This window comes from Bacillus cereus (genome assembly GCF_015071065.1).
Lineage (GTDB): Bacteria > Bacillota > Bacilli > Bacillales > Bacillaceae_G > Bacillus_A > Bacillus_A cereus_BA.
Genome location: NZ_VOVA01000032.1, coordinates 1 through 17,145, shown reverse-complemented (window position 1 = coordinate 17,145; position 17,145 = coordinate 1). Strand labels below are relative to the sequence as shown.

Sequence of the window (17,145 nt, the reverse complement as noted above, 5' to 3'; positions counted from 1 at the left end):
TCCTCTAACATAATGCTTACATGTATGTTAACAAGGAAGTCTATCATTTCGATAACATAACTATTACAAAAGTCTTGCAACGATCTTATTTCTGTTCTGAAGTAATGGGAAGAGTAAACCAAAATTCACATCCCTGTTTACCATCCGAACGATCTCTAACGCCAACTTCTCCTTTGTGCAGTTCGATTAATGATTTTACAATGGCTAATCCGATCCCTGAACCTCCAGATTGTGAACTTCTTGATGGGTCCGTTCTGAAAAAGCGTTCAAATATGCGCAATTTATTATTAGGAGAAATGCCTTCTCCTTCATCACGCAAAATAAATTTGACTTGTTGCCTTTGTGTATTTTCTTCTACAATCAGCTCGATTTTTCCAGATACAGGGGAATGTCGGATTGCATTGTTTAACAAATTACCGATAACTCGTGCTATTTTACATGGCATAATCCAAAGTCGAGGCAATGTATCAGAAACGTACAGTTGTAAATGGATATGTTTCTCCTTTAATAAGATAGAATGTGAATTTAGTACTTCTAGTAGAATGCTGTCCACATGTGATAAACTTGGATAAAACTCTTCTTGTCCAAGTTCTAACTTTGAAAGATCAAATAAGTCATTGATTAATCCATTTAATCGTTGTATTTCTTTTAGGATTGTCGTTATGTACTGCATTTTCATGTCAGGATCTTCAATTAAATTATCTTGTAATGCTTCTATCATCAATTGTATGCTAGCCATAGGTGTTCGTAAGTCGTGTGAAATATTCGCAATCAGCTCTGTACGTGCTTTTTCTCCTTCCTCTAACTTAGTAAACCCCTCTTCTAATTTTTTCGCCATCTGTTGAAAAGCTGTTGCTAATTCTTTAAACTCTCGTGGTTCTTTTCCTATTATATATATCGTTTCAAAATGTCTATCACTAAATTGTTTTGTTAATTCAATTAAATTTTGAATAGATCTAATAATAGGACGTGTTAGTAGCCAGTAAAGCAAGGTTGAAAAAATCATTGCTATGATTGCAATTCCAGTTAATAACCGTGTTTCTTCCGGATTAAGTAACATTTTCGTATCACTATACCATATAGCAACTACCATAACACTCGTGCTTAATAGATTCATCAGTAACAATTGATAACGTAATTTCATGTTTCATTTCCTCCATTGGGATCAAAGCTATATCCAATTCCCCAAACCGTATGAATCCAATGGTTCTTTGTTGAATGCTTCTCTAATTTTTCACGTAAACGACTCATTAACACCGTTACTGTGTTCGTACATCCTTCATACTCAAACTCCCAAATTTGTTCAAGAAGTTGCGAACGAGAAAACACTTGTTTTGGATGTGTGGCCATTATATAAAGTACCTCAAATTCTTTATTTGTTAACTCCACTTCATGTCCACAAATAAGTACACATCTCTTCGTTGGATAAATCTCCAAATCTCGGAACTCTATTACTTCTGATACGGGTTCTTTCGTTTCTATAGTTGTCTGATTTCCTCTTCTTAATATAATTTGAACCCTTAGTACTAATTCGCGAGGTGAAAACGGCTTTGTTACATAATCATCTGCTCCCATTGTTAAACCCAAAATCCGATTTCTTTCTTCTGCCCTAGCGGTTAACATAATAATAGGAACATTAGATTGTTGACGAATTTCCTCGCATAGTTCCCAGCCATCTTTTTTCGGCATCATCAGATCTAAAATGATTAAATCTGGTTGATATTGCTGAAATATAGACCAGCCCTCTGTTCCATTTACAGCTGTATATACTTCATACCCTTCCCTTTCTAAGTACCGTTTGCATATTTCCCTTATATTGTCTTCATCTTCTATTATTGCAATTCTTTTTTTCATACATAAAATCTCCTTTTTTTATCAGTAACAAAAGAAATATTTTTCTTATTCATTCTTATATAACAAATATATATAGCTATTTATATAAATGTAATGGAATATCGTTACCAATTTAGAATGAAGTAATTTGAGCATACATTCAATAAAAATCATGAATAATAATTATATAAGCCAGATGGTCATTTTAATACCAGCATACTGTATGATTAGTAGTTCATTAATTCCTAGAAGATTAAGGTCCTGGTACAAACATGTTATGTTCTTGAAAAAATCATACATATCTTAAGGGGATCAAGTTTATGCAGTAATGTCAAATAGTTACTTGATTCTTTCTAATTTTGAACAGACTAGTTCCGTAAAATATTTCACTGTTTTTTCACCATATGCATCACTTCTATTCTAGGAATAACGCACTGTACTGTGTAAAAGGATTTTAATCCTAACATAGAACGAACTCACTTTTTAATAAATCAATGGGTTTATTCTACTATGTTGTTCAAGTATTTGAATTGCTTGATTTGTATGCCTGTTGTCATCTTGTTCTCTTTTTTCAATTCTTCTATTACTACTATTAGATAAACCGGATTCTTATAGACTGGTATAATACGAGACTTAAAAATATGAAAGGACCACAAAGCTTTCTTGAAGAATCGCTTTGCAGTCCTGCTGTCACTTGTTTTACTGAGATAAAAATCAATCGTAGTTTCTTCGGAATCCACGGCATGATACAGATATATCCATTGACCTTTTCTTTGATATACGTGTCATCGACTCTTTAGAAATCCTTTGTCTGCTCTAGATTTTAACTACAATACTTAACACCCTTACAAACTGTTAAGAATGTGAGATTTATATATATGGAAACCTGATGGTAGGATACCCCTACGTAGAATCAAGTTAGATGATGGGAATTAATGGTCATTCCTTGCGTTCTCATTGAATACCCAGTTATCAATATTCCAAATTGATTAGTTAACTGATTCCAATGTATAAACACAGTTAACTCAGTAAAAACCATTTTTATTCTAAATTAAAGATATTCTTTTAAAAATTAAGTTTTACAAAGAATATTTTGCCAAGCTGAAACACCAGTAAGCTCGGCTACAAACATGCGATCATTAGAATGCAAGTGTTTCTTTAAAATATTCATAATGTTAATACATGAATCAGTGGTTGCAACAATCCAAGTAAACTCTGTGATTTTTACCCATGTTTCATAATCTTTGATAGCTTTAATAAGGTCTTTATGATCTTGTTCTGGTTTACTTAAAACGTAAGTAATAATTTTTACATTACTCATAATTGCACTTCCTTACATCAAATATATTCTGCAAAAATACCTAATCCGCTATGGCAGGAATCATTTTCTTTCCGATCCCATTTGTTTTAAATATTTTTTCATTTTTGTTGTTCTCTCTTAGTACGATTTTTTACTTTTGAATAAGTTAAAATCAATGCTCTAAAGTTCATGTTACTTTAAAAATCTTTCATATCTCTTTCATAAATGTTACAAAAGTCTTTCATTGGTTATAAGTTGTAATAGCTGAAGTTTAAAACATCAATGTTAGGAAATTAAAATATGTATCGAAAAATATGAATTGAAAAAACGATAGTTTTAGGAGTACTCGTCGTTGTTCACATTGTTTATAAAAATGAGGAATCATGTAACAAACGTGTTTGGTTTGTTTATCAAAACGGTGATTGTCGCACTAAGTATATGCACAGAGTTATAAGAAATGAGAAGGCTAAGGTCTTGTTTTCTGTAGCAAATAACCAATCTGGTCATTATCATAAAGATAGGTTATTTAATTACAAAGAAGTGTAGTTTTCTAAACAAGTAACGTACAAAGTGGAATGAGAATTTGAAAAAGAGAGAGCTTCTTACTGCATCACAAAGGGAGGGTTTCTATGGAATTCCTGAATATATGGACAAAAGAGGAATTCTACGCTATTACACAATATCTGATGAGGAATTGCACATTATAAATATACAACGCGGTGCTGCCAATCGATTAGGTTTTGCCATACAAATCGCTTACTTACGTTTTCCCGGAAGACCATTATCTGCAAATGAAAAGGCTCCAGATTTTATCGTACATACAATTGCTAAACAATTAGATACATTATTAAAAGTAGGAAAAGGATACAAATATTCGTACTTATCATGGCTGAGACAACCTCCAGGTGTCGTTTCTATTAAAAATTTTCATAAGGTTATGGATCGACTAGAGTTTATTCGAAAATTAAATTTACCATTAGATAATGGGAGAGAAGTGCATCAGAATCGGTTACTACAAATGGCACGTGAAGGCTTTAATTGAAGCCAAAGAATTAGAACAAGATCCTTTTGAATCCTTACAATCTATCATTTCATGGGAACAATTCGTACAATCAGTAGAATATGCAGTAAAATTAGCCAGCAAAAAACTCTTAACGTGTTTTTCAAAATACGAGGATGCCTCAATATAATACTTGTAATAAAAAACTACTATTCTTTGTGTTTCTCAGAAAATATTGCTCTTGCTCCCCTTTGTTTTATCCTTGTTGGTACTTTTCTACGAAACTATTACACGTTATCACAAGGTGATTCTCAAATAGCTCTCCCCCTACGATAACGTGTTCATTCATATTGCTAAATGATTAATATCCCCAAATGTCTACTTCAGCTGCAGAAGCAAAGCCATTCTGTCCATTTGTCACTTCTATTTTCACAAATTTCGCAGTAACAGGATTAAATATTGCCGTTTTCTTATCACTATTATTTTCCCATGTTCCCGATGATACTTTGTCATACTTAACGCCATCTACACTCGTATAAATATTGTAATTTAAAATACGGCCATTTTCCGAACCATCTTGTCTTGGCAGATAGTCTACTTTTGAGATCGCTTGATTTTTATCAAGATCTAATGTTAAATTGTATGGATATTGATTTGCTGTCCAACTGCTATGCCAGATTGTATCTGTTTTTCCATCAATCGCCTTACTAGCTGAACCAGTTGATTCCTCACTATTTGCACTTGCTTTCATTGTGCTTTTAGGCAATAAATATGGTTTAACAGATGTAGAATCAGTTAGAACATCTACTTCTGCTGCTGAGGCATATCCAATATTTCCATTCGTCACTTCTACTTTTATATATTTTGCAGTAACAGGATCAAATTTCGCTGTTTTCTTATCACTGTTATTCTCCCATGTTCCCGATGATACTTTTTCATAATTAACCCCATCTACACTTGTATAAATATTGTAGTTTAAAATACGGCCATTTTGGTTCCCATCTTGCCTTGGCAGATAGTCTATTTGTGAAATTGTTTGATTTTTATCAAGTTCTAATGTTAAATTGTATGGATATTGATTTTGTACATTCCATTGGCTATGCCAAATTGTATTTGGATTTCCATCAATAGCATTACTAGCTGGATCACGTGATTCCTCACTGTTTGCACTTGCTTTCATTGTTTTTTTCGACAATGCAGCTAGTGGTTTTATAGGTTTAGAGTCAGTTGCTTCCCAGATAGGGGCAACTAATGTCGGGTTATTCAAAGCATCTACTTTTTTTCTTGTTTCTGGCGTTGCCTTCAGTCCCCATTGATCAAAGAACGGAAGTAAATTTTGTTTCGCTACTTTTGATGTATTGTATATAAACGCTTGGATTTTCTCTTCGTCTGTTTGAGGAAGTTGTTCATTTGGTAATTCCCTATATAGTTTGTGAAGATTCGGATAAAAATCTTCACCATACGCTAAATGAAGCTGCCAAATCATAACAAGTTTCACAAACAAGTCGTCAATATTTTTGTAATCTTTATCAGTTTGTTTTAAATACGCAAAGGCTCTATCATAATCCCCCTCTTTTTCTAAACGTGTTTGTTGATCAGGGAATAATTGCTTTTGTGCAGCCAAAGAATATAGATTAACAGTTACTTCTCCCATTCCTCTAAGGTCATTCCACGTCCATGGGTGTTGTTGTCTTGCATGTCCCGCTTCATGCATTTGTCCCCATCCAAATGCATTTATATCTAAAGTACTTTTAATTGCTCCACCAGCAGTAGTAAATACGGCTCCATCCAAACTTGCATACATACCCCAGTCTTGTTTGTTAGGATTTTCTACAAAAGCCCAAATACGCTTGGTTGAACGATGTAACGGATTAGAATTTGTTTCAGATAATCCCGATATCTTATCTTGTGCTTGAATCATTGCATCGTATTTTTTTAATAGAGGAATAGGATCTTGATTTACTATATATTTCTTAGCACTGTCACGAGTAACAGTAAGTACTGCTTTCTCTGATTTTAGTTGAACAGCATGCGCATCTGGATACTTGTCCATCATCGCAATCCAGTCTGCTTTCGTATGCTTTCCTAGTTCGAAAAATGGAACAGGACTCCCACCTTGTGTGACTTTCACCTTAACTGTTCCTGTATCTTGATGATTATCAAACCCTAATAAACCACCATTTGGAGAGGAAATAGTATTAGAACCAGGAGAAAGATCAATTTCTTTTCCCCATTCTTTATCATATTGATGTGTCCCAATAATCGCTCTAATCTTTTGCGTTCCCGATACTTCAATTGTAACTTGTTCATTTGGTTTTACGTAGATGCCTGTTGGCATATAGTTTTTTTGCTCGCCTCTTCGCTCTCTTTTCCCTTCATCCCAATAACTCCCCGTAGCTGGAAGATCAAACTCCCTCTGTTCATATTGATTTACAGTTTGTGTGGAAACTGTCTCAGCATGTACTTTTAAATCATTTGGCATTATAGGTGTAAATAACGTAGTTGCCAAAATAGCTGATGTGGCAACTACTTTTATTGGTTTTTGTAATCTACGATTCTTTCCTCTGTTCATATAGACCAACCTTTCTTCTTAAATCACTACAATTAAAGCGCTTTCGAAAAATTAAATCGCATATGACTTCTGATATATTCCAAGTATTTTTTAATCGGCAGTTCCATGTATACAATACAAAATCTGCTCCGATCTTTATAAAAAGCATATCAGTTATCTCCAGTTGTTCTGAAGAAGTCATACTCCTTTTTTAGTTACCGAAATAAGGAAATTAATACTGTGTGGAAATGTGATACTTTGCTGATTCTAGATTTCCCTCAAAAATATACTAATTATTCAGATAATCAAATCAGCATAATGTTACTTGCAACTTTGCTCTACTTTTATTAGTATTTTTCTCCCTTCTTAGTGGATAATCAATTATAACTTTATTAAAACATGAGATTTTAAATGCGTAAATAGTAGAATTTTGTCGAATTACATTTAATAATTCGATTATTACATATTGGTATAAGTGGAAAAATTATACTTATAAAATTACTGTTCAATTTCACTTAAGTAAATATAATAGTTGTACCTTGATATATATGATTTTTCGAAAATGCTATTTTAATTCATTCGAGATTTAATAAATCTTGAATACTATCAATATAATTTATTCATAATCTGCATATTGATACCCTTTATTTAGATATGCAAAATTGCATAAGCCCCACCTTTATAAATATCTAGCTGAAGAGAAAGAAATTTATAAGGGGGTACAGCCGAGATACGTGTAAAGACAGGTCATAAGTTTGCATTTATTTCCAACTATGACCTGTTGAACTTATATAGGGATCGCTTCTTCTATTAGTTGGAGGGGTTCTATAAATCAATTACATAAGCCCCCAAACGAAAAAAATGAGCTAAGCTCTCATAAGTAACTGTAAAGATATCAAATTTTCGTTTTGGGGTTATTTCAAAATCTTAGGTTGATGGATGTGTGGTGCTACCCCATCGCTATCAAGCTAAGAAGACAAGTCACCCCCAAAAGCTTCTTTGTTACAAGAAAGACTAAAAATTTCATTCTGGGGGTGCAATAAAACTTTAACTTGATGGGCATGGGGTAATTCTGAGTTATTAACTTGATAGGCATGTATGGTGACCCCAACTAACGTAAAAACTCCATTTTGAATATAGATTGTTCAAAACGGAGTTAATTCTTTAAATTATGTTTTTAATTTTTATAAAAAAGTTTAAGCATTTCTTGTGATTGTTATTAAAGAAAAGCGCCCGGTGCATCTTTGTTTCAAACTGACACTATAATATTGTTATTACAAACAACGTTTAATAAAGGAGACTACTTATACTTGTTGGTTTAGAATAATGGTTAATTAAAACCACCTCTTTTGTTTGCAAATTATTTAATTATAAAGGATACGATTACTAAAATGACAAGCAGAATTCCACCTAAGAATTGTCCTAATCCAGAAGCCTCTCCAAGAATCAACAAATTGAAAAGATTTTTTCTTTTTTGAGTTTTTCCTACGAATGCATCATCTTTTTTCATTCTATATAATCCCCATAAGATTAATACCACTCCAAAAACGATACCAAATAATTTTAAAGCCATTATTTACCTCCACTTATTATACAAATAATGAATTTTTCCCTACTTATATTCATTATTTGTATTTTGCTATATTGTTTGAATGTTTCTTGTCAATTATATTTGTATACTACTATTAGTCATCTTCTTCAAATATAAAAACTTCTTCAATTGATAGGTTGAAAACAGCAGATATTCTATATGCTAGTAAAACAGATGGATTATACTTTTGCTTTTCCAACGAAATAATCGTTCTTGAAGATACAAATACTTTATCAGCTAATTCTTGCTGTGTTATTCCATGCTTTAAACGTAGCTCTTTTACTATATTTTTCATAGAAATCTCCTAATTAAAGAAAGCAACTATAATATTTTTTAGCTAATGTTTTAGTAATTAGGCAACATATTATAATGAGAAATAGCCCAGCATTCATTGGAATCATAATCCATTTCGAAAGAAACATCATCAGAATAATCATGAGCATTAGAATACTCATGGTAAATTGTGAAGCTTTTCCTTCTATTAAATCATCCCTCTCATCATATTCTTTTGATAGCTCTCTTTCTAACTGTTTACGATTAGTATTAAATTTAGTTTGAGAAACTAAAGCGAAAATTAAAAAGATTACTCCTGTTAGTATCTTTAAATTACCTAAATAAAATCCCTCAGCAAAATTCGCTTCAGTGTGATCAAACATTATTTCAATAAAACCTATTGCAATAATTGCAAACGAACATAAATAAAGTTCTTTAAATCTATTGTTCAAACAAATCCCTCCTAACAAAACTTTATATGAAGTTTATTTCACGTGAAGTAAGCTTCATATTACACTACCTTGAAGAGGCTGTCTAGCATTAATTGATTCTGATGCGAAAACTTCAAAACATATGCAAGTAATCTCTAAATCTGGTTCGGGTAAAAATATATAATGAAAAAGAGTCCTATTAATTTAGGACTCTTTTTTGTCTTTATATGTTAGGGAGAATTAAATTGAACTTGATTTTTTATTTAGATGTAAGAGCTACTAAAACATCTACCGGATAATTGTATTCTTGTTTTAATTTGAATTCATAATATTCATTGCTTTCATTTCCAGAATTTATAAATTCATTTAATTTGGATCCTGGCTGAACTGAATATTTAGCCACTGCCTAAATATTGCTACTCATTCATCAACTGGTTTATGATTTTTTTTAATTTTGCAACAGAACCTCTTCCCAATTAAGAAAATTTAATACTTTTAAATTTTGAAACCGTAGGAATGATTTATTGCTACGGTTTTTAATATGTAATTTTGCATAATATTACATAAATTCCGTATTTTATATTCATTTCGACAAGAAAAGACAGTATACTTTTTACAAGTTTAATATTTCAAAAAATTATGCGAGGTGGAAAACATGAAAAATAAAAAAACATTAGCTACAGTTGCATTAACAACAGGATTAGCTTTAACAGCTGTAACTCCATATGGAGTAGGTCATGCAGAGGAAACAGATCAACTACAAGTTCAAATGCAAGAGGATTCGTTCCGTACAGGTGAACTTACACAACCATCACAAAAGGCACCAGAGAATGTAGTAAAAGATGCTCTTAAGGAGAAGACAGAGCAAGCTCTTTCTCCAAAACAAGTGAATGGAGAAACAGGAGTAGATTATAAAGTTCTTCAAAAACGTGGTTCTTATGATGGAACAACACTTGTGCGTATGCAACAAACATATGAAGGAAAAGAAGTATACGGGCATCAATTGACTGCACACGTAGATAAAAAGGGTGTTCTTAAGAGTGTTTCAGGAGATAGCGCGCAAAATTTAAAACAAGAAGATTTAAAGAAGTCTATCAATCTATCACAAGAAGAAGCGAAACAATATATCTATACGAAGTATGGGAATGATATTAAGTTTATTTCCGAGCCAGAAGTAAAGGAAGTTATTTTTGTTGATGAAAATAATGGACAAGCCAGCAATGCATACCAAGTTACATTTGCGGCAGCAACACCAAACTATGTATCTGGAACCTATCTAGTGAATGCACATAATGGGGATATGTTAAAAAATATGGTGCAAGAATCCAACTTAAAAGCAAGTGAAAAGCTTGTTGGAGCCTTAAAGGAAAATAGAAAAAGCAATCTTACATCATTAACTGGAACAGGAAAAGATGATTTAGGTATATCTCGTACATTTGGTATTTCTAAACAAAGTAATGGAAAATATGCACTTGCTGATTACACAAGAGGGCAAGGAATTGAAACGTATGATGTAAATTACAGAGATATTACTAAAGAAGAAAGTTATTACCCTGGTACACTGGCAACTAGCACTTCAACCACATTTAATGATTCAAAAGCGGTAAGTGCTCATTACTTAGCAACAAAAGTATATGATTTTTATAAAGACAAATACAAGCGTAATAGTTTTGATAATAAGGGGCAAAAAGTAGTATCAGTTGTGCATGCCTGGGATTCGACTGATACAAATGATCCGAAAAATTGGCAGAATGCATTAAGTGCTAATAATGGCAGCATGCTTGTATATGGAGATCCTATTGTAAAGGCATATGACGTAGCGGGACATGAATTTACACATGCGGTTACATCTAGCGAATCCAATCTTGAATACTACGGAGAATCTGGTGCAATTAACGAGGCGTTGTCTGATATTATGGGGACATCTATTGAGAAATACGTAAATAATGGAACATTTAACTGGACAATGGGAGAACAAACTGGATCAGTGTTCCGTGATATGGAAAATCCATCTTCAGTTCCGTCTTCAGCTGGAGTACCTTATCCAGATGATTATAGTAAATTTAACGATTTTAATGGATGGGATCAAGGAGGCGTTCATTTCAACTCAAGTATTATTAATAAGGTTGCGTATCTAATTGCAAAAGGTGGTACTCACAACGGTGTAACTGTAAAGGGAGTTGGAGAGGATAAAATGTTTGATATTTTCTATTATGCAAATACTGATGAATTAAACATGTCTTCTGATTTCTCCGAATTAAGATCAGCATGCCTTCGAGTTGCAACAAATAAATATGGGGCGAACTCAGCTGAAGTTCAGGCAGTTCAAAAGGCTTTTGATGCGGCAAAAATTAAGTAAGAGGAAAATATAGCTTTTATGGTTCTGTTGCAAAGTTTAAAAAAATAGTAAAGTAAGTAGCCGGTTCCTTAACGTACAGGGAACCGGCTAATTTGTGTCAAAAATGTGTCTAAACGTACAATTTTCTTTTTTTGATATTGTGAAGCCTTATAGGAGTCGGTAAAAATTCAAGCAAAAGTATATCTATAGCAACAGAAGATGTTCATCACATTCAGAAAATACTAGGACATTCATAAAGTACAAACTAATTTTCCGCATCATCGTTTGCTTCATTTCCATTTATATCCTTTTCCCCGTACCGTAAGGAGAAACTGAGGATCAGAAGGACTAGGTTCGATCTTCTGACGAAGACGACTGATATTCACATCTATTACTTTTGTGTTACCTACACAACTTATACCCCATATTTTATTTAAGAGTTCATCACGTGAAATTGGTTTTATGGAATTTTCCATTAAATATCGTAAAATAATATGCTCTGTTGGAGTTAAATCAATTACTATCTCATCCCTATATAATTTTTCTTGCAGAAGATCTAATTGAAATGGTTCCGAATGAATCGATTTCATATCCTTTTTATTTTCTTTTACCCTTCTTAGCAATGATTGTACACGTGCTACTAATTCAATTATACTAAATGGTTTTTTAATATAATCATCTGCTCCAATTGTCAAACCGTGTACCTGATCTTTCTCTTGAACACGTGCCGTTAATATAATAATACCAATCTTTTCATTGTTTTTTCGTATTCTTTTGCATACTCGAAAACCATCTATTCCTGGTAACATAACATCAAGTATTACAATATCAACATTATGATTTTCTAAAAGCTCAAGAGCTTTTTCACCTGTATCGGTTTCTAAAACATTGAAACCAGCACGCTTCATATTTAATGTAATAAAACTACGAATTGTTATCTCATCTTCTAATACTAAAATTGTTGTCACACTCACCGCTCCTTTACTCTTGTTGATAATCGGCTATGGGTTTGATATAAGATTTCAGCTTCTGATAGTTTAATTTTTTTGAAATTGCATATACATGAGCTCTTGTTTTCCATATGTATCAACTCCTAGGAGTCACCATATATGTCGATCAACTTAAGAATCTAGTAAAAAACGTCATCCTTTCTATTTAGCTTTTTAGAAAGAATAACGTTGGGGATAGTAAAGATTCTTAAGTTGATGGACATGGGGCGGTATCCCTAGTTTATCAGTTTTATATTAAGTAAGTGATAGGACTTTTTCGTCTGTAATCGTATTCTCCCGCCAACCGCACCACCAAACAATTTATTACGTGAAAACGCAATGTGTTCCATCGTTTGTTCTATAATTTTCGCGTTTTTATATACACTTCGAAACGATTTGACTAGATAATCCAAGTTCTCCTCTGGTCCACCTAAATAAAATCGAACCTTTTGACTCTACCCGTCTACATCTTCCGGTTGATACATAACCAATCGCAACCCTTTCACAACTGCTTTAATGGATTTCTCTAGTTCTTTTTCAAACTTATTAGATGCCACAGTCTTACTTCCTTTGCATCAACTATGAAGAATTACTCGCTCCTTTTTAATTTTTTTCAGATGCTTTTCTAGCTCTGAAGGCTCTAATTCATAGAGTTGTCTTCTTCCATCCTTGTAAAATCCGCAATCGATCAGCTGACTAATGATACGCTGTTTTTTTCTTTCTACATGATAAGTATGTTGTTCTAGCTTTTTTGGGTCTTTTGCATACTTTCAAGAAATCAATTCTTGTGTTGCCATTTCTACAAACTGAATATCAGACTCTACAAGGTAACGAATATATGCAGTTTTCGCTTTCATATATTCATCTTCATTTTTCCATCTATGATGGCTGCCGTCACAAAGTACAAAAAAGGAAACGTTTCTCAACTGACTTACCAATTTATTCGTTTGACCCTTCGGATTAAATATTTCTTTCGCTTTTTTATGCGCCTGTAACACTTTGTCTTTCGAACATCCGCCTACACGTAAATAATGTGGAATGATTAAACTCATTTTGTTATCTCACCTCTCTATTGCTCTCATACACAATCCAGAAAGGATAAGAACAAAGAGCACGCGTCGATTCTTTACACGCTAACATGATTTGAAAAGCATGATAAGAAGGATGATCCTTTTCCAAATGGCTAGTGATATATTCTAAAAAGCCGTCCCTCTTCTCACCTTGTACAACAAACGCCTTCAAATCGGATAAATGAGCCTGTTCTTTATGCTTATCCTTAATATAAAGGATTGCTCCACTTAAAAATGAATGTGTAGTTCTCACCCACGTTAATCCAGCGCTTTCATGAAGCACTTGTTTTGTCATTTCCATTGCGAGTTCCTGTGCCTGCTTTTTCGTTTGAATATCAGCAATTCCATTCGAAACAATCATTTCTTTCACCCTTTCGTAGTTATGTAGTTTTCATATAACTAAATACAATACAACTAACCAAAATGGCATTACCATTAGCAATCCATTTCTAATCCCTTTTGCAATAGCCAATGGATCATCATTACAGTATGACGTTTCCTTTTCTTCAACCCGCTGCAACATCTTTTTTTTTGGTGAAAGGCTCATATTGAATCTCCTATCCTTTCAATTTGTTTTCGTTTTCCATAACAAACTACCACCAAAACAACCTATACAATAAATCATAATAAATTTTATGCAAATTTCTATAATTGCATCCATCATTCCCCATTCTCCTCTCCCAGAGCCTGTAATACACAAGCTATGATCAGCAAAGAAAGAATTAATAATAAACTCCCTATATCTCGGCATTTCCCAAACACCGACATCCTCTCCTCGCAATTAACATTTATTTCAGAAAAACCCCACGGTAAGAAAAGTCAGACAAGAAAAGAGCCAGATTTTACCCCGTTAAGAGTAAATCGGCTCTTTAATATTCAAAGAGTGAATATTACATAATATACTCGAATGATATTAATATAATCTCCATCAAATATCAATTCTTTTTTTATAATAGTTATAAAAAAAGAATTGATATTTGATTTTTAATGACATTTCTCGACATAATATTTACTTTTAGCAGTTATCATTTTATAATTATTATAACTTAATAGACATACTACATAATGTGTAATAATTACTTAGTTGAACATATAGTTATCAAAAGAGGGAGTTTTAAATAATCCCACAGATGATGAACCAATACTCATTACGGATTAACATCAGGAAACATAAGGAAATTAAAATTCCAGAAAAGATGTATGATTAGTATGCTCAATTTTAAAAGATTACTAATTGGTTGGCGAAGTGTAGGGAATACACCAGATTCATGGATTTGAACAGATGTACAAGACTTGACGAGAGGTTTATATATAAAGTAGGTTATGACTCTTTTGTTTATTGTCCAATTGGATTTATTGCAGAGTATCTTAGACTGGCTATGCTAAATACACAAGATATATTTATGGATTGTTTCGCGGACCCTATCTCAAAAAAATAAAAAAAACGATTTTAAATTATTGACAAGTAATAAAACTAAATATATATTAAACTATAATATTTACAATTAAATAATTATTATTGAATATACATAGGAGGTTCCCCTTTATGAATCCGAATAATCGCTTAACAACAAATCAAGGTTCTCCTGTAGGAGATAACCAAAATTCTCGTACAGCTGGACAACGTGGACCAGTATTATTAGAAGACTATCATTTAGTAGAAAAACTTGCACACTTTGATCGTGAACGTATTCCAGAGCGTGTTGTACATGCACGTGGTGCAGGTGCTCATGGTATGTTCGTAACAAAAAACAGTATGAAGCAATATACGCAAGCAGCGTTTTTACAAAACGAAGGAACTGAAACACCTGTATTCGTTCGTTTCTCAACGGTTATTCATGGTCAAGGTTCTCCAGAAACAGCTCGTGATCCACGCGGGTTCGCTGTTAAATTTTATACAGAAGAAGGAAATTACGATATCGTAGGTAACCATTTACCTGTTTTCTTCATTCGTGATGCAATTAAATTCCCTGACATGGTGCATTCTTTAAAGCCAGCACCTGATACAAATATTCAAACACCAGATCGTTACTGGGATTTCATGACGTTAACTCCAGAATCTACACATATGCTGACATGGGTATTTTCTGATTATGGTACACCGGCGAACTATCGTGAAATGGAAGGTTTCGGCGTACATTCATTTAAATGGATTAATGCGGAAGGGAAAATTGTTTACATTAAATATCATTGGAAACCACAGCTAGATGTCCGCAATTTAAGTACAAAAGAAGTGGAAGAAGTGCAAGGTAAAGATTTCAACCATGCGACTCGTGATTTATTCGAAGCGATTGAAAAAGGAAACTATCCAAAATGGGATCTACACGTACAGGTTATGCAATTAGATGAAATGGATTCTTTAGAGTTCGATCCACTAGATCCAACAAAGGTATGGTCAGAAGATCTCTTCCCATTAATTGAAGTAGGGACAATGACTTTAAATCGCAACCCACAAAACTTCTTTGCGGAAGTAGAGCAAGCAGCATTTACGCCAAGTGCAACTGTACCTGGCATTGAACCATCTGAAGATAAACTATTACAAGGTCGTTTATTCTCTTACCCAGATACACAGCGTTACCGCCTTGGTGCAAACTATTTACAAATCCCTGTAAACTGCCCATACGCAGCTGTTCGTAATCAACAACGTGATGGTGCGATGCAAATGAATCAAAACCCATCTACAATAAACTACGAACCGAGCCGTCATACAGAAAATCCAGTTGAGGATCCAGCTTATCGCGATTCAACTATGAAAGTAGAAGGCTATGTATCTCGTGAAAAAATTGATAAACCAAACGACTTCCAGCAAGCTGGTGAGCGTTACCGTTCATTCTCTAAAGAGGAACAAGATAATTTAATCGCAAACTTAACAAGCGATTTAAAAGATGTGAATGAGCAAACGAAACTACTTGCAATTTGTAATTTCTTCCGCGCAGACCGCGAGTATGGTATGCGCCTAGCGGAAGCATTAAATGTTGATATTTCAGCTTATGTAGGAAATTCTACAAAATAATAACATTCTTAATTCTATTTTATTCTCAAATTTAACTTGCAATATGTGTTTACTAATACAATATATGAGAAAAGAAGCTGTCTCAAAAGGTCGTGAGAAACGATTTTAGAGACAGTTTTTTGGGTTCTGGTGCAAATATATGAAGAAGATCATGGATGGTAGTAGATTCTCGTATTTTTTGTTATAGGGGTCACCATACATCGCCATCAACCTAAGAAATCAATCACCCCAAAACGAAAAAAACGAGTTGAATTCAAATAAATAACTGTAGAAAAGTAAAAATTTCGTTTAGGGGGTACTTCAAGACCTTAGCTTGATGGGCATGGGGGCCACCAGTATTCTCTACTATACTTTTTGAGTGTTGTTCACATAAAAAAAAAGACATCCTTCCGGATGCCTTTCCAAAGTTTCTCAGTTTACACATTTTTACGAATTTGATAGGACGTTAGGTTCGAATCTAACGATTAAAGAAAAATCCAATCCGTTCTATTACATTATATACTAATCTGGACTAGCAACCCTATGTAATTTTGCATATTGGGCATAACCCATGCCTATCTACTCTCTATATTGAGTGGCGTTGAAGCTATGCATATGATGAAAAAGGGACAACTTGTTTTACCGGACAAGTCTGTCCCAAACCAGAAAGAATTTATTCATAAATTGTTTGGCTTAGCTTCATAAGATAGAAATGAAGAGAAAATTGCTACTCTATGTTTCTAACTAATATTTTTGCACCAGAACCCGCCACTCCCC

The 17,145-nt window shown here is 33.4% G+C and carries 17 protein-coding genes and 3 pseudogenes; 5 read left to right on the top strand and 15 right to left on the bottom strand.

Translation table 11 applies throughout. The features are described from left to right. Positions 1–85: 85 nt before the first annotated feature. From FT637_RS28210 to FT637_RS28195, 4 genes and pseudogenes are all read right to left on the bottom strand, one after another. Positions 86–1,144 (bottom strand): sensor histidine kinase, encoded by a 1,059-nt coding sequence (locus FT637_RS28210; protein WP_193649065.1) that lies wholly within the window; start codon positions 1,142–1,144, stop codon positions 86–88. Continuing rightward, entirely contained in the window at positions 1,141–1,854 is a 714-nt protein-coding gene (locus tag FT637_RS28205; protein ID WP_193649064.1) for a response regulator transcription factor, read from the bottom strand. Before FT637_RS28205 ends, FT637_RS28210 begins: the two co-directional genes overlap by 4 nt. A gap of 365 nt (positions 1,855–2,219) precedes the next feature. Continuing rightward, positions 2,220–2,629 (bottom strand): annotated as a pseudogene (locus FT637_RS30220) (DDE-type integrase/transposase/recombinase); the annotation flags it as partial. A gap of 276 nt (positions 2,630–2,905) precedes the next feature. Further along, complete coding sequence (locus tag FT637_RS28195) at positions 2,906–3,154, bottom strand: CRISPR-associated protein Cas2 (protein ID WP_193649062.1); 249 nt, start codon at positions 3,152–3,154, stop codon at positions 2,906–2,908. A 562-nt stretch (positions 3,155–3,716) separates the two neighbouring features. On the opposite strand from FT637_RS28195, the pseudogene FT637_RS28190 reads away from it, so the two are divergent. Then, positions 3,717–4,166 (top strand): annotated as a pseudogene (locus tag FT637_RS28190) (DUF4158 domain-containing protein); the annotation flags it as partial. After that, positions 4,159–4,323 carry a hypothetical protein gene (locus FT637_RS30720; RefSeq protein ID WP_413773251.1) on the top strand — a complete coding sequence of 55 codons (165 nt, stop codon included), beginning with the start codon at positions 4,159–4,161 and terminating at the stop codon, positions 4,321–4,323. The pseudogene FT637_RS28190 and the gene FT637_RS30720, both read left to right, overlap by 8 nt. Positions 4,324–4,494: 171 nt before the next feature. On the opposite strand, the gene FT637_RS28185 is transcribed toward FT637_RS30720, so the two are convergent. From FT637_RS28185 to FT637_RS28170, 4 genes are all read right to left on the bottom strand, one after another. After that, on the bottom strand, positions 4,495–6,705 hold the full coding sequence (locus tag FT637_RS28185; RefSeq protein ID WP_193649061.1) for a M60 family metallopeptidase: 2,211 nt from the start codon (positions 6,703–6,705) through the stop codon (positions 4,495–4,497). A 1,339-nt stretch (positions 6,706–8,044) separates the two neighbouring features. After that, positions 8,045–8,257, bottom strand: coding sequence for a hypothetical protein (locus FT637_RS28180; protein WP_193649060.1), 213 nt, complete (start codon positions 8,255–8,257; stop codon positions 8,045–8,047). A gap of 112 nt (positions 8,258–8,369) precedes the next feature. Further along, positions 8,370–8,570, bottom strand: a complete 201-nt coding sequence (locus FT637_RS28175) for a helix-turn-helix transcriptional regulator (protein WP_000790480.1) — start codon at positions 8,568–8,570, stop codon at positions 8,370–8,372. Positions 8,571–8,583: 13 nt separating this feature from the next. Next, positions 8,584–9,000, bottom strand: coding sequence for a DUF2178 domain-containing protein (locus FT637_RS28170; protein ID WP_193649059.1), 417 nt, complete (start codon positions 8,998–9,000; stop codon positions 8,584–8,586). 634 nt (positions 9,001–9,634) lie between these two features. On the opposite strand from FT637_RS28170, the gene FT637_RS28165 reads away from it, so the two are divergent. Then, positions 9,635–11,338: a M4 family metallopeptidase gene (locus FT637_RS28165; protein WP_193649058.1), complete on the top strand. Its 1,704-nt coding sequence runs from the start codon at positions 9,635–9,637 to the stop codon at positions 11,336–11,338. 269 nt (positions 11,339–11,607) lie between these two features. Here the strand turns inward: FT637_RS28165 and FT637_RS28160 are convergent, their stop codons facing one another. From FT637_RS28160 to FT637_RS28130, 7 genes are all read right to left on the bottom strand, one after another. Beyond that, positions 11,608–12,285 (bottom strand): response regulator transcription factor, encoded by a 678-nt coding sequence (locus FT637_RS28160; protein WP_193649057.1) that lies wholly within the window; start codon positions 12,283–12,285, stop codon positions 11,608–11,610. Positions 12,286–12,542: 257 nt separating this feature from the next. Continuing rightward, positions 12,543–12,719, bottom strand: a complete 177-nt coding sequence (locus FT637_RS28155) for a hypothetical protein (RefSeq protein WP_227494000.1) — start codon at positions 12,717–12,719, stop codon at positions 12,543–12,545. A 162-nt stretch (positions 12,720–12,881) separates the two neighbouring features. Continuing rightward, a complete protein-coding gene (fbpA, locus tag FT637_RS28150) occupies positions 12,882–13,010 on the bottom strand; it encodes a Fur-regulated basic protein FbpA (RefSeq protein WP_080021449.1) in 129 nt (42 codons plus the stop codon). Between the two features lie 66 nt (positions 13,011–13,076). After that, a complete protein-coding gene (locus FT637_RS28145) occupies positions 13,077–13,358 on the bottom strand; it encodes a hypothetical protein (RefSeq protein ID WP_193649056.1) in 282 nt (93 codons plus the stop codon). A gap of 4 nt (positions 13,359–13,362) precedes the next feature. Beyond that, on the bottom strand, positions 13,363–13,737 hold the full coding sequence (locus FT637_RS28140; RefSeq protein WP_193649055.1) for a hypothetical protein: 375 nt from the start codon (positions 13,735–13,737) through the stop codon (positions 13,363–13,365). A 30-nt stretch (positions 13,738–13,767) separates the two neighbouring features. Further along, positions 13,768–13,923 carry a hypothetical protein gene (locus FT637_RS28135; protein ID WP_193649054.1) on the bottom strand — a complete coding sequence of 52 codons (156 nt, stop codon included), beginning with the start codon at positions 13,921–13,923 and terminating at the stop codon, positions 13,768–13,770. A gap of 18 nt (positions 13,924–13,941) precedes the next feature. Beyond that, on the bottom strand, positions 13,942–14,127 hold the full coding sequence (locus FT637_RS28130; protein ID WP_193649066.1) for a hypothetical protein: 186 nt from the start codon (positions 14,125–14,127) through the stop codon (positions 13,942–13,944). A gap of 795 nt (positions 14,128–14,922) precedes the next feature. On the opposite strand from FT637_RS28130, the gene FT637_RS28125 reads away from it, so the two are divergent. Then, positions 14,923–16,389, top strand: a complete 1,467-nt coding sequence (locus FT637_RS28125) for a catalase (protein ID WP_193649053.1) — start codon at positions 14,923–14,925, stop codon at positions 16,387–16,389. 564 nt (positions 16,390–16,953) lie between these two features. Then, positions 16,954–17,073 (top strand): annotated as a pseudogene (locus FT637_RS28120) (IS6 family transposase); the annotation flags it as partial. Positions 17,074–17,145: the final 72 nt, after the last annotated feature.

Bases quoted from the DNA above. Each gene is read 5' to 3' on its own strand.
- FT637_RS28210 (WP_193649065.1), bottom strand. From the start codon at position 1,144: ATGAAATTACGTTATCAATTGTTACTGATGAATCTATTAAGCACGAGT.
- FT637_RS28205 (WP_193649064.1), bottom strand. From the start codon at position 1,854: ATGAAAAAAAGAATTGCAATAATAGAAGATGAAGACAATATAAGGGAA.
- FT637_RS28195 (WP_193649062.1), bottom strand. From the start codon at position 3,154: ATGAGTAATGTAAAAATTATTACTTACGTTTTAAGTAAACCAGAACAA.
- FT637_RS28185 (WP_193649061.1), bottom strand. From the start codon at position 6,705: ATGAACAGAGGAAAGAATCGTAGATTACAAAAACCAATAAAAGTAGTT.
- FT637_RS28180 (WP_193649060.1), bottom strand. From the start codon at position 8,257: ATGGCTTTAAAATTATTTGGTATCGTTTTTGGAGTGGTATTAATCTTA.
- FT637_RS28175 (WP_000790480.1), bottom strand. From the start codon at position 8,570: ATGAAAAATATAGTAAAAGAGCTACGTTTAAAGCATGGAATAACACAG.
- FT637_RS28165 (WP_193649058.1), top strand. From the start codon at position 9,635: ATGAAAAATAAAAAAACATTAGCTACAGTTGCATTAACAACAGGATTA.
- FT637_RS28145 (WP_193649056.1), bottom strand. From the start codon at position 13,358: ATGAGTTTAATCATTCCACATTATTTACGTGTAGGCGGATGTTCGAAA.
- FT637_RS28140 (WP_193649055.1), bottom strand. From the start codon at position 13,737: ATGATTGTTTCGAATGGAATTGCTGATATTCAAACGAAAAAGCAGGCA.
- FT637_RS28135 (WP_193649054.1), bottom strand. From the start codon at position 13,923: ATGAGCCTTTCACCAAAAAAAAAGATGTTGCAGCGGGTTGAAGAAAAG.
- FT637_RS28130 (WP_193649066.1), bottom strand. From the start codon at position 14,127: ATGCCGAGATATAGGGAGTTTATTATTAATTCTTTCTTTGCTGATCAT.
- FT637_RS28125 (WP_193649053.1), top strand. From the start codon at position 14,923: ATGAATCCGAATAATCGCTTAACAACAAATCAAGGTTCTCCTGTAGGA.